Origin of the sequence: Streptomyces sp. NPDC005878 (genome assembly GCF_040629815.1) — a bacterium.
In the GTDB taxonomy this organism is placed as follows: Bacteria; Actinomycetota; Actinomycetes; order Streptomycetales; family Streptomycetaceae; genus Streptomyces.
In genome coordinates, this window is sequence record NZ_JBEXWK010000003.1 from 81,049 (window position 1) to 102,792 (window position 21,744).

At 68.4% G+C, this 21,744-nt stretch carries 23 protein-coding genes; 11 read left to right on the plus strand and 12 right to left on the minus strand.

All coding sequences use genetic code 11. From position 1 onward, the window contains the following. Positions 1–17 precede the first annotated feature (17 nt). Entirely contained in the window at positions 18–275 is a 258-nt protein-coding gene (locus ABZ404_RS06660) for a WhiB family transcriptional regulator (RefSeq protein WP_004937597.1), read from the minus strand. 316 nt (positions 276–591) lie between these two features. Beyond that, on the minus strand, positions 592–1,560 hold the full coding sequence (locus ABZ404_RS06665; RefSeq protein ID WP_358833052.1) for a diacylglycerol kinase family protein: 969 nt from the start codon (positions 1,558–1,560) through the stop codon (positions 592–594). 104 nt (positions 1,561–1,664) lie between these two features. On the opposite strand from ABZ404_RS06665, the gene ABZ404_RS06670 reads away from it, so the two are divergent. Beyond that, entirely contained in the window at positions 1,665–2,120 is a 456-nt protein-coding gene (locus tag ABZ404_RS06670; RefSeq protein WP_358833053.1) for a hypothetical protein, read from the plus strand. A 208-nt stretch (positions 2,121–2,328) separates the two neighbouring features. On the opposite strand, the gene ABZ404_RS06675 is transcribed toward ABZ404_RS06670, so the two are convergent. The 3 genes from ABZ404_RS06675 to ABZ404_RS06685 form a co-directional block, all read right to left on the minus strand. Further along, a complete protein-coding gene (locus ABZ404_RS06675) occupies positions 2,329–3,276 on the minus strand; it encodes an RNA polymerase sigma factor SigF (protein WP_358833054.1) in 948 nt (315 codons plus the stop codon). Positions 3,277–3,290: 14 nt separating this feature from the next. Continuing rightward, positions 3,291–3,704, minus strand: coding sequence for an anti-sigma regulatory factor (locus tag ABZ404_RS06680; protein ID WP_067163834.1), 414 nt, complete (start codon positions 3,702–3,704; stop codon positions 3,291–3,293). Between the two features lie 303 nt (positions 3,705–4,007). After that, complete coding sequence (locus ABZ404_RS06685; RefSeq protein WP_358833055.1) at positions 4,008–4,268, minus strand: UBP-type zinc finger domain-containing protein; 261 nt, start codon at positions 4,266–4,268, stop codon at positions 4,008–4,010. 40 nt (positions 4,269–4,308) lie between these two features. On the opposite strand from ABZ404_RS06685, the gene ABZ404_RS06690 reads away from it, so the two are divergent. Continuing rightward, complete coding sequence (locus ABZ404_RS06690; protein WP_358833056.1) at positions 4,309–5,907, plus strand: Na+/H+ antiporter; 1,599 nt, start codon at positions 4,309–4,311, stop codon at positions 5,905–5,907. A gap of 15 nt (positions 5,908–5,922) precedes the next feature. Here the strand turns inward: ABZ404_RS06690 and ABZ404_RS06695 are convergent, their stop codons facing one another. Continuing rightward, entirely contained in the window at positions 5,923–6,831 is a 909-nt protein-coding gene (locus ABZ404_RS06695) for a pyridoxal-phosphate dependent enzyme (RefSeq protein ID WP_358833057.1), read from the minus strand. Between the two features lie 62 nt (positions 6,832–6,893). Then, positions 6,894–7,484, minus strand: coding sequence for an N-acetylmuramoyl-L-alanine amidase (locus ABZ404_RS06700; protein WP_358833058.1), 591 nt, complete (start codon positions 7,482–7,484; stop codon positions 6,894–6,896). A 376-nt stretch (positions 7,485–7,860) separates the two neighbouring features. Between ABZ404_RS06700 and ABZ404_RS06705 the strand changes: the two genes are divergently transcribed. From ABZ404_RS06705 to ABZ404_RS06715, 3 genes are all read left to right on the plus strand, one after another. Next, positions 7,861–9,258, plus strand: a complete 1,398-nt coding sequence (locus ABZ404_RS06705; RefSeq protein WP_358833059.1) for a family 2B encapsulin nanocompartment shell protein — start codon at positions 7,861–7,863, stop codon at positions 9,256–9,258. A 140-nt stretch (positions 9,259–9,398) separates the two neighbouring features. Continuing rightward, positions 9,399–10,430: a family 2 encapsulin nanocompartment cargo protein polyprenyl transferase gene (locus ABZ404_RS06710; RefSeq protein WP_358833060.1), complete on the plus strand. Its 1,032-nt coding sequence runs from the start codon at positions 9,399–9,401 to the stop codon at positions 10,428–10,430. Between the two features lie 137 nt (positions 10,431–10,567). Then, positions 10,568–11,203: a GNAT family N-acetyltransferase gene (locus ABZ404_RS06715; RefSeq protein ID WP_358833061.1), complete on the plus strand. Its 636-nt coding sequence runs from the start codon at positions 10,568–10,570 to the stop codon at positions 11,201–11,203. Between the two features lie 29 nt (positions 11,204–11,232). Here ABZ404_RS06715 and ABZ404_RS06720 read toward each other — a convergent pair whose 3' ends face one another. After that, positions 11,233–11,805 carry a TetR family transcriptional regulator gene (locus tag ABZ404_RS06720; RefSeq protein WP_358833062.1) on the minus strand — a complete coding sequence of 191 codons (573 nt, stop codon included), beginning with the start codon at positions 11,803–11,805 and terminating at the stop codon, positions 11,233–11,235. Between the two features lie 114 nt (positions 11,806–11,919). On the opposite strand from ABZ404_RS06720, the gene ABZ404_RS06725 reads away from it, so the two are divergent. Together ABZ404_RS06725 and ABZ404_RS06730 are read left to right on the plus strand one after the other, a co-directional pair. Continuing rightward, the gene (locus tag ABZ404_RS06725) at positions 11,920–12,495 is read left to right on the plus strand and encodes a dihydrofolate reductase family protein (protein ID WP_358833063.1); all 576 of its coding nucleotides are present in this window, start codon (positions 11,920–11,922) and stop codon (positions 12,493–12,495) included. Between the two features lie 58 nt (positions 12,496–12,553). Continuing rightward, positions 12,554–12,997: a DUF6304 family protein gene (locus ABZ404_RS06730; RefSeq protein WP_358833064.1), complete on the plus strand. Its 444-nt coding sequence runs from the start codon at positions 12,554–12,556 to the stop codon at positions 12,995–12,997. Positions 12,998–13,109: 112 nt separating this feature from the next. On the opposite strand, the gene ABZ404_RS06735 is transcribed toward ABZ404_RS06730, so the two are convergent. Both ABZ404_RS06735 and ABZ404_RS06740 read right to left on the minus strand, forming a co-directional pair. Then, entirely contained in the window at positions 13,110–13,517 is a 408-nt protein-coding gene (locus ABZ404_RS06735; protein WP_358833065.1) for a VOC family protein, read from the minus strand. Positions 13,518–13,904: 387 nt separating this feature from the next. Continuing rightward, a complete protein-coding gene (locus ABZ404_RS06740; RefSeq protein ID WP_358833066.1) occupies positions 13,905–14,780 on the minus strand; it encodes a nucleoside triphosphate pyrophosphohydrolase family protein in 876 nt (291 codons plus the stop codon). Between the two features lie 142 nt (positions 14,781–14,922). Here ABZ404_RS06740 and ABZ404_RS06745 point away from each other — a divergent pair, with 142 nt between their 5' ends. From ABZ404_RS06745 to ABZ404_RS06760, 4 genes are all read left to right on the plus strand, one after another. Continuing rightward, positions 14,923–15,165, plus strand: a complete 243-nt coding sequence (locus ABZ404_RS06745; protein WP_358833067.1) for an acyl carrier protein — start codon at positions 14,923–14,925, stop codon at positions 15,163–15,165. Further along, complete coding sequence (locus ABZ404_RS06750) at positions 15,162–15,551, plus strand: helix-turn-helix transcriptional regulator (protein WP_186285320.1); 390 nt, start codon at positions 15,162–15,164, stop codon at positions 15,549–15,551. Before ABZ404_RS06745 ends, ABZ404_RS06750 begins: the two co-directional genes overlap by 4 nt. Continuing rightward, positions 15,548–16,456: an ImmA/IrrE family metallo-endopeptidase gene (locus ABZ404_RS06755; protein WP_358833068.1), complete on the plus strand. Its 909-nt coding sequence runs from the start codon at positions 15,548–15,550 to the stop codon at positions 16,454–16,456. Before ABZ404_RS06750 ends, ABZ404_RS06755 begins: the two co-directional genes overlap by 4 nt. Before the next feature lie 75 nt (positions 16,457–16,531). Then, positions 16,532–17,365: a hypothetical protein gene (locus ABZ404_RS06760; protein ID WP_358833069.1), complete on the plus strand. Its 834-nt coding sequence runs from the start codon at positions 16,532–16,534 to the stop codon at positions 17,363–17,365. A gap of 36 nt (positions 17,366–17,401) precedes the next feature. On the opposite strand, the gene ABZ404_RS06765 is transcribed toward ABZ404_RS06760, so the two are convergent. Together ABZ404_RS06765 and ABZ404_RS06770 are read right to left on the minus strand one after the other, a co-directional pair. Next, positions 17,402–18,622 carry a nucleotide kinase domain-containing protein gene (locus ABZ404_RS06765; protein WP_358833070.1) on the minus strand — a complete coding sequence of 407 codons (1,221 nt, stop codon included), beginning with the start codon at positions 18,620–18,622 and terminating at the stop codon, positions 17,402–17,404. 463 nt (positions 18,623–19,085) lie between these two features. Then, positions 19,086–21,683, minus strand: coding sequence for a tetratricopeptide repeat protein (locus tag ABZ404_RS06770; protein ID WP_358833071.1), 2,598 nt, complete (start codon positions 21,681–21,683; stop codon positions 19,086–19,088). Positions 21,684–21,744 lie beyond the last annotated feature (61 nt).

The window sequence follows — 21,744 nt, forward strand, 5'->3', positions numbered from 1 at the left end:
CTAGGCAGGAGGGGGGATCAGGCGGTCGCGTTGCGCGCCCGGTTGCGAGCGGCACGGCGCTTCATCGCGCGGCGCTCGTCCTCGCTGAGGCCACCCCAGACGCCGGAGTCCTGGCCGGACTCGAGCGCCCACTGCAGGCACTGCTCCATGACGGGGCAGCGGCGGCAGACGGCCTTGGCTTCCTCGATCTGCAGCAGCGCAGGACCGGTGTTGCCGATGGGGAAGAACAGCTCGGGGTCTTCCTCACGACAAACGGCGTTGTGACGCCAGTCCATGGCTGCTACCTCTCTTGGTGGTACGTATGGGTGCTTGTGAATGTGAACGCTTTCACGAATCCCCCCGCAAGGGAAGGGCCGACTTCCAGTTGGACTGGTTGTGGTCCGGAGTTTGAGGAGGGGTTCTGGCTTTCATGGAGGCTGGTGTTGCGGGCCGTCCCGATCGCCATGTAGAGATTCGCAAACCTCGGCGGCGGATACAACCCCTTCCGGAAAGTTTTTTTTGATTCCTCGGTGTCGACTGGGTCACAGTCGTACTTCTATGGGGTGGGGCCCAGCCCAAACGTTCGAGTTAAAGGACTTTCGGCCCTTCCACTCACACAATCACACGCAGTGCACGGCGTACGCCTGTGAACGTCACGCTCGTACGCAGACCCAGGTGGTCGCCGTCCATCTGGAAGGGCAGCGGGGCCTTGGAATGCAAGGTGAAGGCCGTGAGGTCATGCAGTGAAACCGCGTGTTTGCCGTGGGGACCCTTCTCGGGGGTCGAGGTCAGCAGCTGGGTGGCGTAGCGGGCCGCCGACGAGGTCGAGAGTCTGGAGAGCGAGAGCACGTCCAGGGCCGTCTCGAAAGATGCCTCCGGGGTGGCGTACACCGGGCGATTGCCCAGGTAGGTCCAGGGGGAGGTGTTGCAGACTATGGACATCACCAGGTCCTCGACCGGGTCCTGGCCGGGCCGTTCCAGGGTGATCGTGCCGTGCCGCCGGTGCCGCTCGGCGAGGAACTGCCGGGCCACCTGGCGCAGGTACAGACTGTGGGTGGAGCGTCTGCCGCGCTCGCGCTGCTGTTCGACCCGGCCGACGACCCCCGCGTCGAACCCCAGTCCGGCACAGAAAGTGAACCAGCGGTCCGGGACGCCCTCGTCCTCGGTGCCCGGAGTGCCGGCCGCCAGGCCCAGGCTCACCGTGCGGCCGCGCCCCTCGCGCAGAGCGTCCAGCAGTATGCCGGTCGCCTCCACGGGCTCGTTCGGCAGCCCGATCGCGCGGGCGAAGACATTGGTGGAGCCGCCGGGGACCGCCGCGAAGCTCGGCAGGTTCTCCGGGTCGGGTCCGTTGTGCAGCAGTCCGTTGACGACCTCGTTGACCGTGCCGTCCCCGCCGAGCGCCACGACCAGGTCGATGTCGCTGCTCTCCGCCGCCCGCCGCCCGAGGTCGCGGGCGTGCCCCCGGTACTCCGTGGTCACGGCCTCCAGCTTCATCTCACTGGCCAGCGCGTGGATGAGGACATCACGGGTGCGGGCACTGGTGGTGGTAGCCGCCGGGTTGACCACGAGAAGTGCACGCATGGTCGCCAGAGTACCTACCGGGCGGTACCGGGCACAGTCCAGCCCCTCGCCGCGGCCCCCCCGGGGCCGGGAGGCGGGAGGGCGGCGAGGGCTACCCTGCTGGGGTGAGTACTGAGCAGCACCCTGACAGCGAGACCGGCACCGGCGCCCCCGAGGGGCCGCGCCCCCGGCGGCTGACCGCGGCCGCCGCGATCGCCGCGATCGAGGGCCTGGCCCTGGTCGGCGGCGGCGTCTTCATGTTCGTGATGGGCCTCACGGGCAAGCCCGACCAGCCCCGGCAGGCCGTGACGGGCGGGGTGACGCTGATCGTCCTCGGGTTGATCCCGCTGATCGCCGCGCGCGGGCTGCTGCTGCGGCGGCGCTGGAGCCGGGGGCCCGCGCTGATCACCCAGATCCTGGCGCTTCCGGTGGCCTGGATGTTCCTGACCTCGAACGGCCCGGCGATCCCGGTGGGGATCGTCATGGCCGTGCTCGCGGTGACCGGCCTCGTCCAGCTCGTCAACCCGGCCACGGCCGAGGCACTCGGCGTGAGCGGGGCGGGCGGGACGCGGCAGCCGTAGGGGCCGCCGCCCGCTGGGTTGCCGGCGCCGCCGGGAGCACCGACTGCGAGCTGTGGGCGCCGGCCGGGAGCGGACCGCGGGCTGCGGCCGGGAGTACCGACCGCGGGCTCGGGCGCCCGCAAGGAGCACCGTAGGCGCCGGCCGGGTCCTCGGGGGCCCGGCTCCTCGGCCGGACGCCGGGCGCGCGCCCCGGGGCGGGTCCGGCCGCCTACTCCTCCACCAGCAGCTTCTCCCGCAGCTGTGCCAGCGTCCTGGCCAGCAGCCGCGAGACGTGCATCTGCGAGATGCCGACCTCCTGCGCGATCTGCGACTGGGTCATGTTCCCGAAGAAGCGCAGCAGCAGGATCCGCTTCTCGCGCGGCGGCAGGTCCTCCAGGAGCGGCTTGAGCGACTCCCGGTACTCCACGCCCTCCAGCGCCTCGTCCTCCGCGCCCAGGGTGTCCGCGACGGCCGGCGACTCGTCGTCGGTGTCCGGGACGTCCAGGGAGAGCGTCGAGTAGGCGTTGGCCGACTCCAGGCCCTCCAGGACCTCCTCCTCGGAGATGCCCAGGCGCTCCGCCAGCTCGTGCACCGTGGGCGAGCGGCCGTGCTGCTGGGAGAGCTCGGCCGTGGCCGTGGTGAGCGCGAGGCGGAGCTCCTGGAGGCGGCGCGGCACCCGGACCGCCCAGCCCTTGTCGCGGAAGTGCCGCTTGATCTCGCCGACGACCGTGGGCGTCGCGTACGTCGAGAACTCGACGCCCCGCTCCGGATCGAACCGGTCGACCGACTTGATCAGGCCGATGGTGGCGACCTGGGTCAGGTCGTCCAGCGGCTCGCCGCGGTTGCGGAACCGCCGGGCCAGGTGCTCGACCAGCGGCAGGTGCATCCGGACGAGCCGGTTGCGCAGCTCGGCCTTCTCCGGCGAACCGTCGGGGAGCTTGCGCAGCTCGATGAACATCGCCCGCGCCCCGCTGCGGTCCTGCGGATCGTGCTGGTGGTGCGTGTGCTCGATGTGCTCGCTCATGTGGGCCGCCCGCTCTGCCTGCCGCGTCTGCTCCGCCACGGCCTCAAGGCCGTCAAGTCCGTCCACCGGGTGCGGCCGGGCCTGCTGCTCCGGGATACCGATGGAGAGCGGCTCCTCCGGGTGCGACTCGGGGATGCGCCTGTCGTCCCGCACCGGACCGTCCCCGCTCACGCCGGTCCGGGTCCCGCGCCGCGCTGTTTGTACAGGCTGATGGAGACCGTACGGTCGTCGGCGACCGAGGAGTCGACCTTGCCGGCGAGCGCGGAGAGCACCGTCCAGGCGAAGGTGTCGCGCTCGGGCGCCCGGCCGTCCGTGGTCGGGGCCGAGACCGTGACCTCCAGGGAGTCGTCGACGAGACGGAAGACACAGCTCAGCACGGAGCCGGGGACGGCCTGCTGGAGCAGGATCGCGCAGGCCTCGTCGACCGCGATGCGCAGATCCTCGATCTCGTCGAGGGTGAAGTCCAAACGTGCCGCGAGACCGGCCGTGGCCGTACGCAGCACCGACAGGTAGGCACCCGCGGCCGGCAGCCGGACTTCCACGAAGTCCTGGTTCCCGGGCTCGCCTGCGATCTGGGACACCCTCACCTCCAAGGTGCACAAGCTCTCTCGGGCCCCGGCGGAGGGGACGCCTCCGGGGCCATGCGGTACGAAATGCGGTGATCGTGCGTCGTCCACGCGATCGTGGTGCTCGGAAGGGCGACGCTATCGCGATCCATGGTGCCGTGTCGCCGGGACCCCTCCCGGCAGCTGTCACTCATGGTAAGCATATGGGCACGGACAGTGGCTAGAGGTGTGCGGTGCCCAATTGCTGTGAACCGGCGCCGGGTTGACGTACCCAGCCCGAAGGGTGCCGAACCGTCCGGATTCCCCCGGCTTCCCTCCTCACACCAGCGCGTTGTCCACGAAGCACCAGCGCCAGTCCTCGCCCGGCTCCAGCGTGCGCATCACCGGGTGCCCGGTGGCGAGGTGGTGGGCGGTCGCGTGCCGCATCGGCGAGGAGTCGCAGCAGCCCACATAGCCGCACACCAGACAGAGCCGCAGCTGTACGTGATGGGTGCCCGCGGCCAGGCACTGCGGGCAGGTGTCCGTCAGCGCGGGGGGCTCGGGGCGCGGCAGTTCGGCAACGTGGGGGCACTCGCTCATGATTGCCAGGTTACGACGCTTGGGTTGTGAGGTGGCTGGGATGGACGCGTTGCCGCTGGTGGCACTGGTCGCGGGGAGCGCCGTGGTGGCCGGGGCCGCCCGCCGCACCCCGGTGCCGGCCCCTCTGCTGCTGGTCGCGGCGGGGCTCGCCGCCGCCTATGTGCCGGGCGTCCCGGACTACACGCTCGACCCGCACATCGTGCTGCCCCTGCTGCTCCCGCCGCTGCTGTACACGGCCGCCGTCGACAGCTCGTACCTGGATCTGCGGGCCAATCTGCGGCCCGTCGCGCTGCTCTCGGTGGGGTACGTCCTGTTCGCGACGGTGGCCGTCGGCTGGCTCGCCTATCTGCTCGTGCCCGATCTGCCGCTCACGGCCGCCCTGGTGCTCGGCGCGGTGGTCGCGCCGCCGGACGCGGTCGCGGCCACCGCCATCGCCCGGCGCCTGGGCCTGCCGAGCCGCATCACCACCATCCTCCAGGGCGAGTCCCTGGTGAACGACGCGACCGCCATCACCGCCTACAAGGTGGCGCTTGCGGCCGCGGTGGGGGAGGGGGCTACCTGGGCCGGGGGAATCGGGGAGTTCGCGCTGGCCTCGCTCGGCGGGGTCGGGATCGGGCTCGTGCTGATGGTGCCGATCCACTGGCTGCGCACCCGCCTGACGGAGGCGCTGCTCCAGAACACCCTCTCGCTGCTCATCCCCTTCGTGGCGTACGCGGCGGCCGAGGAGGTCGGGGCCTCCGGGGTGCTCGCCGTGGTGGTCGTCGCGCTCCACCTGGGCCACCGCTCCTGGCAGGTGGACTTCGCCACCCGGCTCCAGGAGGCGGCGGTCTGGAAGATGGTCGCCTTCGTCCTGGAGTCGTCGGTGTTCGCGCTGATCGGGCTCCAGCTGCCGGTGGTGCTGCGGGGGCTCGGGGAGTACCGGGTGGGGGAGGCGGTGCTGTACGCCACCGGGGTCTTCGCCGCGGTCGTCGCGATGCGGTTCGTCTGGGTCTTCCCCGCGACCTTCCTGCCGCGCGTCCTGTCGGAGCGGATCCGCACCCGCGAGGCGGACACGGACTGGACGGCTCCGGTGATCGTGGGATGGGCCGGGATGCGCGGGGTGGTCTCGCTCGCCATCGCCTTCTCCATCCCGCTCACCACGCACGACGGCGACCCCTTCCCGGCCCGCAACCTCGTGCTGTTCCTGACCTTCACCACGGTCATCGCCACCCTGGTGGTACAGGGCCTGACGCTGCCGCCGCTGATCCGGGCGCTGAAGCTGCCCGGGCGCGACGCGCGGGCCGCGACGCTGGCAGAGGCACAGGCCCAGAGCGACGCCTCGCTGGCCGCCGAGCGCCGCCTCGAGGAGCTGCTCGCGGACGAGGCGAACGCGCTGCCGCAGCCGCTGGTCGACCGGCTGCGCACGGTCCTGGAGCGGCGCCGCAACTCCCCGTGGGAGCGGCTCGGCGGGGTGAACGCGGTGACCGGCGAGTCGGCCGACACCACCTACCGCAGGCTGTCGCGCGAGATGATCGGCGCCGAGCGCGAGGTGTTCGTCCAGCTGCGGGACGCGCGCCGGATCGACGACGAGATGCTGCGCACCCTGCTGCGCCGGCTCGACCTGGAGGAGGCGGCGGCGTACCGCGAGAGCGAGTCCTGAGCGCCCCCGGCGGCCCTACGGCCGGAGCGGCGGCCCGGTGACGACGGCGGCGACCGAGCTCCCCTCGGGGAACGCGCCCTCCTCGGCGAGCGTCACCAGCCCGTACAGCATCTTGGCGACATACAGCCGCTCCAGCGGCAGACCGTGGCGGGCCTCGAAGTCGTCGGCGAAGGCGTCGAGCGCGGGGGTGGTACGGGCGTAACCGCCGCAGTGGAAGCGCTCGTCCAGCGACCAGTTGTCCCCGGCCGCGCCGAAGGCCTCCTCCTGCGAGCGCCGTATCTCGCGCGCGAGGAAGCCGCCGCGCAGCACCGGGAACCCGAGCGCGCGCCGGCCGCCCGTGAGTCCGGCGGCGAGTCCGGCCAGGGTGCCCCCGGTCCCGCAGGCCACCGCCACCACGTCGGCGCGGCCGTCCAGCTCGCGCCCCAGCGCCGCGCAGCCCCGCACGGCCAGGGCGTTGCTGCCGCCCTCGGGGACGGCGTAGGCGCCGGGGCCGAAGCGCTCGCGCAGCGCGGCCAGCACCTCCGGCTCGGCCTTGCGGCGGTAGGTCGCGCGGTCCAGGAAGTGCAGCCGCATGCCGTCCGCCGCGCACCGGGCGAGCGAGGGGTTCAGGGGCCGGTGGGCGAGCTCGTCGCCGCGGACCACGCCGATGGTGGGAAAGCCCAGGAGCCGGCCGGCCGCGGCGGTGGCGCGCAGATGGTTGGAGTAGGCGCCGCCGAACGTCAGCACCGGGCGCCCGGCGGCCTCGCGCAGGTTCAGCGCGAGTTTGCGCCACTTGTTGCCCGGCAGGGCCGGGTGGATCAGATCGTCGCGCTTGAGCAGCAGCCGGACGCCGTGGCGGGCGAAGCGCTCGTCCTCGACCGGTTGCAGAGGCGAAGGGATACGCGGCCGCAGGGCGGTGGTGAGGTCGAGCGCTTCTTCGGTCACCTGTCCATTGTGACCGGGGCCGTCACGTCGGCCCTCTCTTCGGCCGCTTCACTTCGGCCGCTTCACTTCAGCCGCTCGTGGACCCGCTCCCGCAGCCAGTCCATGCCGAAGCCGCGCGGGTCGACCTTGCCGGGCTGCCACTCGCGGTGGCCGATCACCGACCGCTCGGTCCAGCCGTAGTGCCGGCAGACGGCCGCGGCGGCCTTCTCGATCGCCAGGAGCTGGGCCGGTGGCCAGGGGTCCTCGCCGTCGCCGAGGTTCTCGCACTCGAACCCGTAGAAGCGCGGGTTGCCGTCGGTGTCCGCCTTCTGGCACAGCGGCAGGCGTTTCTCCGCGATGACCGCGCGCAGCACGTCTCCGTCGCCCGCGCCGGCGTGGTTGGCGCGGCCGTTGCCGACCATGTGGACGGTGCCGTCCTTGGTGATCACGCCGTGGCAGAGCGGACCGGGCAGACTGTCGTAACCGTCGTAGCAGATGCGAACGGTTGCGTCCGCGCCCCGGGTGACGGTGTGGTGGATCATCACCCCGTTGAGGGGCCCCCAGGCGCCGTGCCCGGCCCGGTTGTGGGTGCGCCAGCCGTCGACCTCGACGACATGGAGTCCTTCGGCGCGCAGCGCGGAGAGGATCTGGTCAGCCGACATGGGTGGGGCCATGGCCGACTCCTTCGATGAGCGGTACCCCGGTTTGCGGTACCTGGTGCGGTTGAGCCGGAATGTGCTCTACCCGCTTCTACCGGAACTTCCCACTATGGGCGATCTGTTCGGGCCGCGTGCGAGCCGATCCGGACAGACCGCCCGATGACGGCCAGTCCTGCGCGAGCCAGAGGTCGGGGCCGAACACCTCGTACACGCAGGGGTGTCGGCGGGCGCGACGCCCCCGGCGAGGAGCCGGGTGCCGCGCGGGAGAGCGCAACCTGCCCCGCCGGGCGGGGTTCTAGTCCCACTCATTTGTGTAATGGCGCACACACCGTCCGTGCTGGAAGGCTTCTCGCGCAGGTCAGCTCATGATCGGAAGATCGAGGGGAAACACATGTCGGTCGAGGCAGGGCCCGAGAACCGCGCGCAGCAGAGTCTTGGCACCGCCGCCGCGCGGAATCTGGCGACCACCACCAAGTCCGCCCCGCAGATGCAGGAGATCACCTCCCGGTGGCTGCTGCGCATGCTGCCGTGGGTGCAGGTGAAGGGTGGTACGTACCGGGTCAACCGGCGACTGAGCTACTCGGTGGGCGACGGCAGGATCACCTTCGTCCAGACCGGCCAGCGGGTCGCCGTGATCCCCGCCGAGCTGGGCGAACTGCCCGCGCTGCGCGGCTTCGACGACGAGTCGGCGCTGACCGAGCTGGCGAACCGCTGCGAGCAGCGCGAGTACGCGGCGGGAGAGGTCCTTGCCACCGCCGGGGACCCGGTGGACACGGTCTATCTGATCGCCCACGGCCGCGTCGAGCGCATCGGCACCGGACCCTACGGCGACGAGGCGGTGCTCGGCGTCCTCGCCGACGGGGCGCACCTGGGCGAGCAGGCGCTCGTGTCCGGCGACGCCACCTGGGACGACACCGCCCGCGCCGCCACCGCCTGCACCGTCCTGACCCTCAGGCGCGCGGACGTGCTCAACCTCGCCGAGCGCGCCACCTCCCTGGACGAGCACCTCACCGCCTTCGCGGCGATCCCGGAGCAGCGGACCAACAAGTACGGCGAGGCGGCCATCGACCTGGCCGCAGGCCATGTCGGCGAGGCGGTCATCCCGCACACGTACGTGGACTACGAGGGAGCGCCGCGCGAGTACGAACTCTCGGTCGCGCAGACGGTGTTGAAGGTCCACAGCCGGGTCGCGGACCTGTACAACCAGCCGATGAACCAGACCGAGCAGCAGTTGCGGCTCACCGTCGAGGCGCTGCGCGAGCGCCAGGAGGACGAGCTCGTCAACAACCGCGAGTTCGGGCTCCTCGCCAACTGCGACTACGGCCAGCGCCTCCAGCCCCACGACGGCGTGCCCAGCCCCGACGACATGGACGAACTGCTCGCCCGCCGGCGCGGCAGCAAGCTGTTCCTCGCCCACCCGCGCGCCATCGCCGCCTTCGGCCGCGAGTGCAACAAACGCGGCCTGGTCCCCGAGAGCATCGACGTCGCCGGCACCCGCGTTTCGACCTGGCGCGGGGTGCCCATCTTCCCCTGCAACAAGATCCCGGTCAGCGACGCCCGTACGACCTCGATCCTCTGCATGCGTACCGGCGAGGACGAGCAGGGCGTCATCGGCCTCCAGCAGAGCGGCATCCCCGACGAGATCGAGCCGAGCCTGTCGGTGCGGTTCATGGGGATCGACGAGCAGGCGATCATCTCGTACCTGGTCACCGCCTACTACTCCGCCGCGATCCTCGTCCCGGACGCCCTCGGTGTCCTGGAGAACGTGGAAGTCAGCCGCTGGCGCTGACCCCCGGCCCCGGGCGGGCGGTCGGCGGTCGGGGAGGTCCCCCGGCCGCCCGTCCGGAAAGACCCCCACCTGCGCGCGGCGGGCCACGACGCGGGAGGGGCCGCGCAGTCGGACACGGCGAGAGGAGTGACGAGTTGGTCATGGGGGAAGCCGTCGAGGGACGCGAGGCCGTGGACCTGCTGGAACGGACCCGGGCGGCGGTGAACCCGATGCTGCGGGACACCGTGGAGTCGCTGCCCGGCTCGATACGGCGGGTCGCGATGTACCACTTCGGCTGGGAGCACGCCGACGGCACCCCGGCCGCGGGACAGGCGGGCAAGGCGATCCGGCCCGCGCTCGTCCTCGCGGCCACCGCGGCGCTGGGCGGCGACCCGGGGCGGGCGCTGCGGGCCGCCGCGGCCGTCGAGCTCGTCCACAACTTCACCCTGCTGCACGACGACGTGATCGACGAGGACGCCACCCGGCACCACCGGTTCACCGCCTGGACCGTGTTCGGCACCCCGGACGCGATCGTCGTCGGGGACGCGCTGCTCGCGCTGGCGCTGCGGCTGCTCGCCGAGGACCCCCACCCGGCGGCCCCGGCCGCCTCCGCCCGGCTCGCCTCGCGCGTCATCGAACTCTGCGCCGGACAGCAGGCCGACTGCGCCTTCGAGCAGCGCGGCCCCCAGGAGGTCTCCCTGGAGGAGTGCCTGGACATGGCGATGGCCAAGACCGGGGCGCTGCTGGGCTGCGCCTGCTCACTGGGCGCGCTGTACGCGGGCAGCGGGCCCGACGAGGTGTCCGCGCTGGACGCGTTCGGCCGCGAGGCGGGGCTGGCCTTCCAGCTCATCGACGATCTGATCGGCATCTGGGGCGACCCCGGCCGTACCGGCAAACCCGCCGGGGCCGACCTCGCCTCGCACAAGAAGTCGCTGCCGGTGGTGGCCGCCCTGACCTCGGCCACCCCGGCGGCGGCCGAACTCGCCGAGCTGTACCGGGGCCCGATGGGGGCGGCCGCGGTGCGGCGGGCGGCGGGGGCGGTGGACCGGGCGGGCGGCCGTGACTGGGCGCAGATCCACGCGGCCGACCGGATGGCCCGGGCGGTCGGCGAGCTGTCCCGGGCGGTCCCGGACCTCGCCGCGGCGGGCGACCTGCTGGCCCTGGCGGAGTACGTGACCCGGCGCTCCCACTGACAGCGGCCCGAGGGGGGCGGGCGCCGAGGGGTCCCGGGGCTGCCACCCGGGACCCCTCGCGCCCCGACTCGGGGAGAGCCAACCCTAGGATCGTCGCGGTCAGTTGAGGATCGACGGAACGCGACAAGGGTGGCGACATGGGCGGCGGCATGGGTACGGGACCGGGCACGGGCATACGGCGGGTCGCGCGCGACGACGAGAAGGCGGTGGAGGCGGCGGTGCGCCTGCTCGACGAGGCGTTCCAGGACGACCCGGTGAGCAGCTGGGTCTTCCCGGACCCGGTACACCGCCGCGAGAGGCACCCCCACCTGATGCGCGCCTTCCTGGAGATCGCGCTCGACGAGGGGCATGCCGACCTCGCCGAGGACGGCACGGCGACCGCCCTGTGGCTCGACGTCCCCGCGGAGGCGGAGGAGGACCCGGAGGACGAGGAGGAGGGCCCGGCGCAGCTGCGGGCGGCCGTCGACCCGGAGAACGAGCGGGTGGAGCTGATCGGCCGGCTCACCGCGTCCGTCCACCCGCACGGCCGGGCGCACCGGTACCTGCTGCTGATCGCGGTCGCCCCGGACCGCCAGGGGCAGGGGGCGGGGGCCGCGCTCATCGCTCCCGTCCTGGCGGAGTGCGACCGCGAGGGCGTGCCCGCCTATCTGGAGGCCAGCAGCGCGCGCAGCGCCGTGCTGTACGAACGGCTCGGCTTCACGCACCTCGGTGAGCCGCTGCGGCTGCCGGACGGGCCCCTGATGTACCCGATGTGGCGCGAGCCGCGCGGCTGAGCGGCCGCGCCGCCGTACGGGACCGGGGCTCAGCCGCCGAGCACCCGGTCCACCATCAGCCCCACCAGCCGCTCCGCGGTGTCCTCGCCGAGCAGGTCCGGCAGGGTGAGGTGGTCGACCAGCAGGCCGGTCATGGCGAAGTAGAGCAGCCGTACCGTGTCCGCGTCGCCCGGGAGTCCCGCGTCCAGATGGAACGCGATGTTCGCCTCCAGCTCGGCGCGGACGGCCTCCGTCAGCGCCTCCCGGAGCTCCGGCCTGCGGGTGGCCTCCAGCCGGAGCTCCAGCATCGCGAGGTAGCCGGTGCGCTCCCCGGCGACGCGCCGCAGCAGCCAGCGCATCAGCGAGGCCACCAGTTCCCGCGAGGGCGCGGCCCGCATCGCCTCGCCGACCTCGGCCGGATCCGGTGTCATCCGTACGTGGATGTGCCGTCCGGCCTGAGTGAGCAGGTCGTCCCTGCTGGTGAAGTAGTTGGACGCGGTGCCGGGCGGCACCTTGGCCTCGGTGTCCACCGCGCGGAAGGTCAGCCCGCGCGCCCCCTCCCGCGCCAGCACCTCGATCGCCGCGTCCACGAGAGCGGTTCTGCGTTCCGGGTTCCTGACCATCCGCGTCCCTCTTTCCGTGAAGGCCGTCAAGGCCTTGCGCAACCACTACACACGAAGTACTTTACCTGAAGTGGTTGATAGCCCGACCACCCCCCAACTTCAGAAGAGGCCGGCTTGCGCAAGCTCTCGTACTACATCGCCCTCACCCTCGACGGCTTCATCGCCGCCCCGGACGGGTCGTTCGACTTCTATCCGCTGAGCGAGGAGCTCGTCGGCTTCCTGGCGGGCGAGTTCCCCGACACCCTCCCCACCGCCGCCCGGCGGGCCCTCGGTGTCGACGAGGCGCCCCCCTCGCGGTACGACACGGTGCTGATGGGCCGCGGGGCGTACGAGCCCGCCCTCGAGGAGGGCATCACCAGCCCCTACGCCCATCTGCGCCAGATCGTCTTCTCGCGCGGCCTCGGCGACTCCCCGGACCCGGCCGTCGAGGTCGTCTCCGGCGACCCGGTGGCGTACGTGCGCGACCTCAAGCGCGAGGACGGCCTGGACGTCTATCTGTGCGGCGGCGCCGACCTCGCCGGACAGCTCATCGACGAGATCGACGAGCTCGTCATCAAGAGCTATCCGATCGTGGCGGGGACCGGAATCCCCCTGTTCCGGGCGGAGTTCGGCCCTCGCTCGTTCGTGCCGACGGACAGCCGTTCCTTCGAAAACGGTACAGTCGTCACCACTTACACAAGGAAGCGCTAACTCCCATTTCGGTCACGCCCTGTGACGAACGGCAGGCCGCGCCGCTAATCTCCCGCCCATGACCACACAGTCCTGGGCGGGCTGGTACCGAGACCGCCATGGATCCGAAGCGCTGACGATCACCGCCGACGGGACCCAACTGCACACCCGCATCAGGGGAGTCGACTTCGCCGGGACGGGGTTCGACTCGCTCGGCCCGGTACCGGGGATACCGCCGGAGGGCTCGTTCGTGCTCGACGGCGGCACCCTCCGCGACTTCGTCCTGGAATGGGACATGCCGGTACCGGTCGCCTCCCCCGACGGCGCCCTCCACCAGGCGACGCTGAGCTGCCTGCTCTCCCTCAAGCCGCCCGAGCCCGACCTGGGCCTCGCCCTGCACCTGGGGGGAGCGGTGTACGCCTCGGGCCGCGCCGAACTGGACTTCGCCTCGGTGCTGGACGACATCCGCCGCCAACTCCCGCACGGGGCCGAGCTCCAGCCGTCCGTCCTCGAAAACATCTGACCCCGGGCGCGGCCGTCCACGACGGCCGCGCCCCCTTCCGTATCCGGGCGGCCGGCGAACCCTGAACAGGGTGAGCCGCGACCGTCCGCACCGGCCTGTTTTCCGAGCCGGTTCAGTACGTCTGCAACTCCACCAGGTTGCCGTCCGGGTCGTGCAGATGGGCGGCCCGCATCGTCGGACCCCACTGCGGTCGGTCCTGGGCCGGGGCGATCACCGTGGCGCCGGCGGACGCGCAGAGGTCGACGGCGGCGTCCAGCGCCTCGGGCCCGTCCACCCGGATGACGACGGAGGCCCCCACGGGCACGTTCTCCTCCCCGACGGCCGCGGTCATCGCGGCCCGCGAGAACACCGCGAACGCGGTGCGCCCCTCGCAGTCGTCCCAGCTGGCGTACCCCGACGCCTCGGTACCGCGCGCCAGCGAGCACCCGGTCAGCTTGGGCAGGACGGCCGTGTAGAAACGGAAGGCCGGCTCGTAACGCTCCACCAGGAGCCGTGTGTAAGGGGGTTCGAGAGGTGACATGCCGCGAATCTACCGCGCGGCCTCGACGCGACCGACCGACGTATGCGGCCTCGCGGCCCGGGACGGGAAGAGGCCCGGCCGGGGATCCCGGTCGGGCCTCTTCTCCGACACCGGCCCGCACGGGCGAACCCACGCGAACCGTCGTGAAAGCCTGATTCAGGCCTTCTTCGTCTCCCAGTAATGGGCCGGGTCGGTGACCTGCGGGGATCACCCCTGTGGGGCGCTGACCTGGCCTTTTGGTGATTGGTGGCGATGGGGTGCGACGGACTTTAGCGGGTGTCTTGCGGACTGTGTGCGGACCGGGCACAGGGGGCAATCGACAATCGAGTGATCGATCCCCATGAGGTAGTGGTAGGTCTCCGCGCCGGGACCCGGCAGCGCCTTGTGCTACGACTCGACCGTCAGGGTCTGCTCGTCGAGATCCAGGTGTACGGTTCCGCCGCCTTGGGCACGGAGCTTCCGCCAGGCGTCGTAGCCCGTCATGATCGCCTGCTCCCAGTCGGCGGAACGCAGAACGCTGACTTCAAGGTGGGAGGTCATGGAGGCGATGGTCTTGATGAGTTCGTGGTCGATGTGGCGGACGTTCTCGAAGAACCCGTGGCGGGCCGCGTAGGAGAAGACGAGGGCCGAGATGCCCTCCTCGATGGCGATGGCACGGCCGCCGTCCTCGGCCTCGTCGGTCTTGGGGTCGCTCTTGCGCTTGCAGCGCAGCAGGAAGCGGGAGACGGGTGACCAGCCCAGGGCGGTGGCGTGGGCGAGATGGAAGATGTCGTGGAATCGGTAGTCGTCGTTGATGTGCGATGCGTCGGTCAGCGGGTCTCCGCAGGGGACGCCGTCGTGGGTCAGGACGGCGACGGTACGCCCGTCGCGGTCGCGCTGCTGGAGGGTGAAGGTGAGGGTGGCCTGCCGTGGGAGCCGCTCGGCCTCGGGGAAGTGGGCGTCGAAGGTGATGCGATCGGCGGCAGGGGTGGTGCGCCACCGGTCGCTGATCTTGACGAGGTTGGCGGCGGCGACATCTTCGAGGTCGAGGTCGAAGCGGTGGGCGAGAGCGGCGACGTACCACAGGACGTCGCCAAGTTCTTCGCGCAGGTGCTGCTTCCCTGAGGCGAGGCCGGGCCCGTCACGCAGGTGCTTCTTGTAGGCGGTGGCGAGGGAGCCGACCTCGCCAGTGAGGCCGAGCAGGGGCACCACGACGGGGTCAGTCCCTGGCGCGGGCTCTTGGAGGGTCTTGATGGCGGCTTGCTGGTAGCGGTTGAGGTCCACAACTTCCTCCTGTCGGAAAACCCAGCATGCGAGTCGGGAATCCCGACCCCGTGTCGTATAGTAGAGCAGCGATGCTGGAAAATCAGACAGACGGGAGAGTCTCCTGAACGCGATCGAGCCGTCCCTGGAGGACATCGTCACCGTGGTCGTGGAGTTCCTGGCCGAACTACAGGACCGAGAACCCGATGAGCTGCGGATGGAACTGGAGGAGGCCGGCGAGGAGCTGCCCGTCGACTCCATCCTCATCGTCGAGATCCTGACCCGCGTCGAGGAGCGCTACGGCATCAGCGTCCCCGCCGACGAGGAGGCGGCTCGCTCCACCCGGTCGGTGCGCACCTTCGCCACCACCATCTTGAACGTGATCAACGAGAGGCGAAAGTCATGACCCCCGAACCTGCCGCACTCCGCGGCCGCGACCCAGAGCTCGAACTGCTTGGAGAGCGCCTTCGCAACACCCGCGACTACCTGGGCATGTCGCAGCAGCACGTCTCCGACATGACCGGCATCCCCCGATCGGCGGTCAGTGACATCGAGCGCGGCTCACGCCGGGTAGACAGCCTTGAGCTGAAGAAGCTCGCACGCCTGTACATGCGGCCGGTGTCCTACTTCCTCGCCAAGGAGGAGGAGGCAGACCTGGGGGAGCACGCCCTGGCCGGGCTGCCGCGGGCCCTGGTCGGCTTGACCGACGGCGACTGGGAGGAAGTGCTCAGCTTCGCCGAATTCTTGAAGTTCCGGCGGGCTGGCGAGCAGGAGCAGGAGCGCGGGGAGTGAACTGGGACGTCGCTCACAAGGTCGCCGCGATGGAGGCGGTGAAAGCACACCGCGACCTGGCTGTCGACCGCAACGGGTACGTGGACGTGTACGGCGCACTCCGGCGTGCCGACGTGGTTGGGATGGCGCGCCCCATGCCACGACTGTTCGGGGTGTATGCGGCGCCTCGGGACAACGGGCCCGCCGTGCTGCTCAACGCCAACCTGGACATCGTGGCCCAGCGGCACACCGCAGCACACGAGTTGGGGCACCACAGGGCCGGGCACGGCACGGCGCTGGACGAGGAGCTGGACCGTGCCCGCATGTGGGGGGATGGGTCCTGGCCGGACGAAGAGAAGGTGGCGGAGGCGTTCGCGGCCTGGTTCCTGATGCCACTGCCTGCTGTCCAGGCCGCGCTGGCCCAGATCGGGGTGCGCCGTCCGCTGGTCCCTGAGCACGCCTATCGGATCGCCCGCATCCTGGGTACCTCCTACGCCGGGACGGTGAACCACCTCCACCGGCTGCGGCTGCTGGCACGGGCACAGAAGACGGAATGGCTGCGGGTCAAGCCCGCCTCCATCAAAGCGGACCTCGCGGGCGGCACGGTGCCCGGGAAGACCCACGTTCACCTGATCAACACCGGCACACACGGCACCACCGTCCGCGTCGATGCCGGCGACCTGCTGATCCTTGGCAACACCGGGGCGAGATTCGAGTCCCTGCCGCTCGCGCTGCAGGTCTCCGAAGATGCGCCTGGGCAGCTCTCCCTGGGCGATGCCCCGGCTGCTGGATCTGCTGATGTCACCGATGCGTTCACCGGAAGCGCCTCGGTCACCGTGCACATCCCCGGAGCCGACGAACTGCTGGCCTTCACCCTGGAGCGCCAGGCCCCACGCGTCGGGGTCCAGAGCCTGTGGCCCGCCTGATCTGCGGCTCCTGTTCGAGTCGTTCTCCTTCGCACAGCTCCCCCCTGGTACACCTCTAACGTCAGGAGCACGGAGATGTCCCTCTTTATCGTTGACAAGGCGAACACGTCGCTGGCCTGGCAAGAGGCATGCCGGAAACTCGACGTACCCGGCAATCCGAAGCGAGACGCCCTGCACACCCTGGTTCGCATCGGTAACGCTGCGGCCGAGGATCCGCAGGTGCGAGCCGAGTTCGACCAAATGCGCAAGGAGCGGGGCTACACGCTGATCGAAACGGTGGCCAACACTCTCTTCCCCGCCGAGCTCGCGGCCGTCTCCCGCACCCCGGAAGAGTTGGTGCGCCGGTACCGGGCTATGTATCCGAGGCTGTGCCGCATCGACCGTGGAAATGCGACCGGCACCTACTTCGGACGCATCGTGGCCTACCCAGGGGAGCATGGTCCTGTGGACCAACTGACCGCGCTCATCGACCGGATACGCCGCCAGGCTGCGGGCAGGGGACCGATGACTGCGGCGTACGAGATGGACATCGCTCATCCCGACGACCCGGCGGCTTCCGACCTCACAGGCGGCGACCACGATGTCGACGCGGACACAGACACTTGGGCCGCGCCGGTACACGCCGCCGGGAAGGACAACGGGTTGCGCGGCTTTCCGTGTCTGAGCCACTGCTCGTTCCAACTGGACCGCAACCGGGTCCTGCACGCCGTAGCCCTCTACCGCAGCCACTACATGGTGGCCCGCGCCTACGGTAACTACCTGGGTCTGGGGCGGCTTCTGGCCTACCTGGCAGAGCACGCCGAGGTGCGCCCCGGCGCGCTGACGGTAATCGCCGGGCACGCCCAGATCGAGGGCGACATCACGGCCCTGCGGCCGGTACTGCGAGGCCAGGCCCGCCTGGCCGCCTGAACGGTACGGGCATATCCGTCAACTGACCTGAAAGACTTACGGGTTGAGGCCCCACTTGGGCGGGAACCAGGCGGTCAGTGGGGCGCTGTCGGGACGGTACAGCTGCTTGATGCGGCTGCGGCCGCTGATGCCCGCGATGTCCGGGTGGACGACGCGTGCGTACTTGTCAACCTCGCAGAACAGGTTCTGACAGTCAATCAGCTGCAAGGGGCGCCCGCGCAGTCCCGTGAAGGTGAGGCCGAGGCGAGTGAAGTGCTCCTCCTGGCTGTCCGCCATGTAGCGGATGACCTCTGCCTCGATGCCGCTAGCGTTGGCGCCAAAGCACTTCCGGATGCCATCGCGAGCACCCGGTCCGGGGACGACGAAGTCCATCTCGGAGAAGGACAGCCCGGCCGCGTAGTTGAGGTCGATCAGATACTGGTAGGCAAGGAACGGGCCGAGCGCCGGAAAGCCCAACAGCACCTCGTATGCCTCGCGCATCGAGGCAGCCTCTTGCACCTGCTCGGGCGCCCCCTGTTTCATCATCATTTCGACCAGGCGCAGGTGATTGCGATGCTTGCGCTGCTCCCCTAGATGCGGCGGCGGTGTGATGTATGCGGCGGAATACAGGCGTGCACCCGACGTGAACGCCCGTGACAGCACCTCGTTCACGGCCCCGTAGTCGTAGCCTTGCCACGTGATCTCACCCAGGTGCTCTTCGAGCAACTGCCAGGTCTGAACCTTGTTGAAGACCTTGAACAACAACGTGCGGAAGAACACTTCCCGCCACGTTTGGTCGCCGCGATATGACACCTGGCCGATCAGGTACTGGCTGACCCGATCAGCGGCCCGGAAGCAATTGGTGAACCTGTGCTGGACGAGCACGGGGTCCGATACCGCCGACGCCGAGACCTCCCCCAGGCGCGCCAGATACACCTGGTGCCGTGCAGCCGCGAACCGCCAATAAGTGTCGAACACCGGCGTGGGCTTCAGCACGCGCCCGGCGATCCGCACGGTGGCAGGCGGATCGCAGTCTTCCGCCTGGCGGATCTGTGGTCGGGCTTGCAATGTAGTGACCATGGGCACAATATATATTGAATCTAGATGAGCCGCCAGAGAGGGTGCAGGATGGAACTGCTGTGGCGCGCGGAACGCCGCAATACCCTCATCGCATGGCCGGATGCCGTCAACGACCGCCTTGACCAACTGGTTGCAGCAGGACTCGCCGCTGGCGAGAACGTCAACCGCTCTCACCTGCTCGCGGCCCTCGTGGTCCATGCCGATCTGTCACCCGAGTTCGTCGCCGGCGTCATGCGGGCCTACCGCACGCAAGGCAGCGATTCCCTGGACGAGGCCAATCGCGCTGCAGCTGAGCGGTGGCCCACAGTCCGGCGTACTGGACCTCGGCGAGGCTCTAGTCGTGGCGGGGGCCCTAGCCCTCTACGCGGTGAGGGATCCGGTGTCACTAACGACGCGGATCAAACCCTGGACACGGCCGCGGAGGAACGTCGCCCATAGAAGCGACCTCAATGGTGCTCTGCGAGCCTTCGTGCGGGTTCACCCCGCTCGTCGGGGCAAGGTGAACCGGCCGGGTTCAGGTTGGTTGACGCTACAGGCACGCCTGCACGCGCTGACGTAGATTATCGAGCGCCTAATACTGAGCGGGACTGGTGAAGTCCCACACAGTATTGGCCCAAGAGGGCATCTGAGAATGCGGCGCTATGGGGCCATTCCGGCAGTCCTATTCTGCCGCTTCATCGCCAATCGAATCGTTGGGGACATCCCACCCTTCGCCCTCGTATTCTTTCCGGAGATGCGACATCATCTGGGGGTACTTATTAGCGATTGCGCGCAACTCGGTTACATATCTTGCGACGAGGTCAGGTCGGTTCGAATCTTCGCATATGATCATTGCTGTGAGGTATGAAGTCCCTTGAAGATACGGAGATACAACGCCATCTCCGATTCGCAAAGCCTCTTCCGCATGAAAAAGAGCTCGATCGCTTTCGCCTGTTTCCTTAAATGCGAGTGCCAGGCCCTCGTGGGCACTGACGGCGTCTCTGACTTCTCCATGCTTGAGGAATACCTCGATTGCCTTGTTGGCCCCATTTAAGGCAAGGTCTACCTTTCCTCCCTTGAAGAGCATTGGTACTTGCCCCAGCAGAGTACGAGCAAGTCGGAGTTCATCCCCCAGGGCGCTGAGCACCGAAACGGCCTGCTCGAACAGTCGCTCAGCCTCCTCGTCTCTGTCGAGCTCCACCATAAGAACTGCCGCGTTTGCTTTCGCGAGAGCTTCCCCGGATACATTTCCGGATGCGCAAGATCGCTCGATGTCCTCCAGGTGGAGGCTCAGCGCGTCTTGCACCTTACCTTGATGCCTCAGGCTAATAGCAAGGTCATTACAAACCATGCTCACCTTGTGAGGATTCCCGATACCCTCAAATATCTTCAGCGCTTCACGCTGGTACCTCTCAGATTTGGAAAATTCACCAATCTCCATGTGGGTTAACGCAAGCGTATTCATCGTTTCGGCCGCACCGGACATATCGTCAGCCTCGATGCATATTTCTAGATCCTGTTTAAAGTGTACAATTGCCTCGTGAGCGTGCCCAGAAGCTCGATGTACCGTCCCCAAGTTATAGAGGGCTTTTCCGATTTCATGGTTCAGTCCAAGTTCCCTATTCAGGGACAGGCTCTCTTCTAGGAGCGGCAGTGCACCTGCTGCATCCCCCACGTCCATACGCAGACAGCCGAGGAGTTTTGCGGCGTTAGCGACGAGCATCTTGTTTTGCGCCTCTTGCGCCCTGGGATAGATCCTACATGCCAAATTCAGGGCTGGCTGAAACTCTCGTCGATAGCGCAGAAGATTCGCCTTAGAGCTAAGTATAGAAACATCGAATAGTGGGTCAGGGTGCGATTCCGTGATGGGGATTGCTCGATTTACCACGTCCTCCCATGCCTGCCAATCCCCAACGACTTCACATGCGAGAGAGAGTTGGGTGGCAAGGGCCTTCGCTCTGTCTGGATCGCTGGATTTGAGTAGTAAATCGATTGTCGCTGAGGCGTTTGCAGCCTCGTCTGCAATCCAGGCAGCCGCCTCCTCGATTGAACTAATCTCGGCCACAGGTACGGAAGGGAATTCAAATCTTCCGATCTGTCCATTCAGCGTAAGGTTGGCCTTCAGTGCCGAGTAGGACAACCAGTCAAGCATTCGAGAAGATGCAGCCGCGGTCTTCTTGTGTGAGTCAGCCTCGAACTGCTCTTGGGCATAGAGCCTGATTAGGTCGTGAAACCGATATCGGCCTGCGCGCGGGGATGCCTCAATCAAATTCGCTTCAGATAGCTTCCGGAGTACACTTCTTGCGCTTCGCTCGTCTGAGTCATTCAATGCGGCGCACAGGGAAGTGCCGAAGTCTCCTCCTGGTACCAATGAAAGTCGCTTCAGTGAGTTTCGGGCAATCTTTCCTAGATTGCGAAAAGACAGATTGAAGGCCGCACGAATCGCAAGGTCGCCCGCTTCCAGGGCACCTAGTCGGCTTCGCTGATCAGCGAGCTCCTCCACTAATTCGGTCATTGTTGCTGTTCGTAACCGATTTCCTGCGATCCGGAGAGCGAGCGGCAAATGGCCACACATGGCCCCAACCGTGCGCGCACCAGAAATATCCCGATCTACAACACCAGCCCCGACGGTATTACGGAGGAAAGTCAGAGACGAATCGTCATCGAAAACATCAAGGAAGAGGTGATGAACGGCCTCCAGTCCACTCAGATTAGACCTGCTGGTGACTAGTACAAGGGCTTCACCCCCTGGAGGGATTAGAGGGCGCACCTGAGCTTCGCTGCCAGCGTTGTCCAGGATTATTACTACTCTGCGACTGGCGAACTCGCGCCTATATCGGTCCAGCCTTGCATCATTACTTGCCGGGATCTCGTCTTCGGCGACCCCCACTCCTGCGAGAAACCGACCCATAATTTCCTCGGGAAGTGCTGGATTACTGTCGATCCCTCGGAGGTCCGCATAGAGCGCGCCGTCCTCGTACTGAGCGGCCACCTTGTAAACCACGTGTAGGGCTAGGGACGTCTTTCCGACACCTGGCTTACCCGTCACCAGTATGGCCATTCGATTTATTGAGGAGATTCCGATCTCTATCTCGGAGATCTCTCGATGGCGAGCTGTAAAGTCGGGAATTTCGGGTGGTAGGGAATGAGGTAAATTCCATCCTCTTCTGTGGTCGGCCCCATTCTGAAAAGTGACTGGTCCGGTAAAAATATAGCCGTTGTTATCATTGCCGACAGCTGCGGCTCCGGTGGCGCTCGCTATTGTCTTTGAGGTGCGCATCGGTCACTGTCCCTGTGCTTGTTTATGCATCAGTTTCGATAGAGGATTCATTGTCTCCTCC

Coding starts and splice junctions, on each gene's coding strand:
- ABZ404_RS06660 (WP_004937597.1), bottom strand. CDS start 275: ATGGACTGGCGTCACAACGCCGTTTGTCGTGAGGAAGACCCCGAGCTG.
- ABZ404_RS06665 (WP_358833052.1), bottom strand. CDS start 1,560: ATGCGTGCACTTCTCGTGGTCAACCCGGCGGCTACCACCACCAGTGCC.
- ABZ404_RS06685 (WP_358833055.1), bottom strand. CDS start 4,268: ATGAGCGAGTGCCCCCACGTTGCCGAACTGCCGCGCCCCGAGCCCCCC.
- ABZ404_RS06690 (WP_358833056.1), top strand. CDS start 4,309: ATGGACGCGTTGCCGCTGGTGGCACTGGTCGCGGGGAGCGCCGTGGTG.
- ABZ404_RS06700 (WP_358833058.1), bottom strand. CDS start 7,484: ATGGCCCCACCCATGTCGGCTGACCAGATCCTCTCCGCGCTGCGCGCC.
- ABZ404_RS06705 (WP_358833059.1), top strand. CDS start 7,861: ATGTCGGTCGAGGCAGGGCCCGAGAACCGCGCGCAGCAGAGTCTTGGC.
- ABZ404_RS06710 (WP_358833060.1), top strand. CDS start 9,399: ATGGGGGAAGCCGTCGAGGGACGCGAGGCCGTGGACCTGCTGGAACGG.
- ABZ404_RS06715 (WP_358833061.1), top strand. CDS start 10,568: ATGGGCGGCGGCATGGGTACGGGACCGGGCACGGGCATACGGCGGGTC.
- ABZ404_RS06720 (WP_358833062.1), bottom strand. CDS start 11,805: ATGGTCAGGAACCCGGAACGCAGAACCGCTCTCGTGGACGCGGCGATC.
- ABZ404_RS06730 (WP_358833064.1), top strand. CDS start 12,554: ATGACCACACAGTCCTGGGCGGGCTGGTACCGAGACCGCCATGGATCC.
- ABZ404_RS06735 (WP_358833065.1), bottom strand. CDS start 13,517: ATGTCACCTCTCGAACCCCCTTACACACGGCTCCTGGTGGAGCGTTAC.
- ABZ404_RS06750 (WP_186285320.1), top strand. CDS start 15,162: ATGACCCCCGAACCTGCCGCACTCCGCGGCCGCGACCCAGAGCTCGAA.
- ABZ404_RS06760 (WP_358833069.1), top strand. CDS start 16,532: ATGTCCCTCTTTATCGTTGACAAGGCGAACACGTCGCTGGCCTGGCAA.
- ABZ404_RS06765 (WP_358833070.1), bottom strand. CDS start 18,622: ATGGACCACGAGGGCCGCGAGCAGGTGAGAGCGGTTGACGTTCTCGCC.
- ABZ404_RS06770 (WP_358833071.1), bottom strand. CDS start 21,683: ATGCGCACCTCAAAGACAATAGCGAGCGCCACCGGAGCCGCAGCTGTC.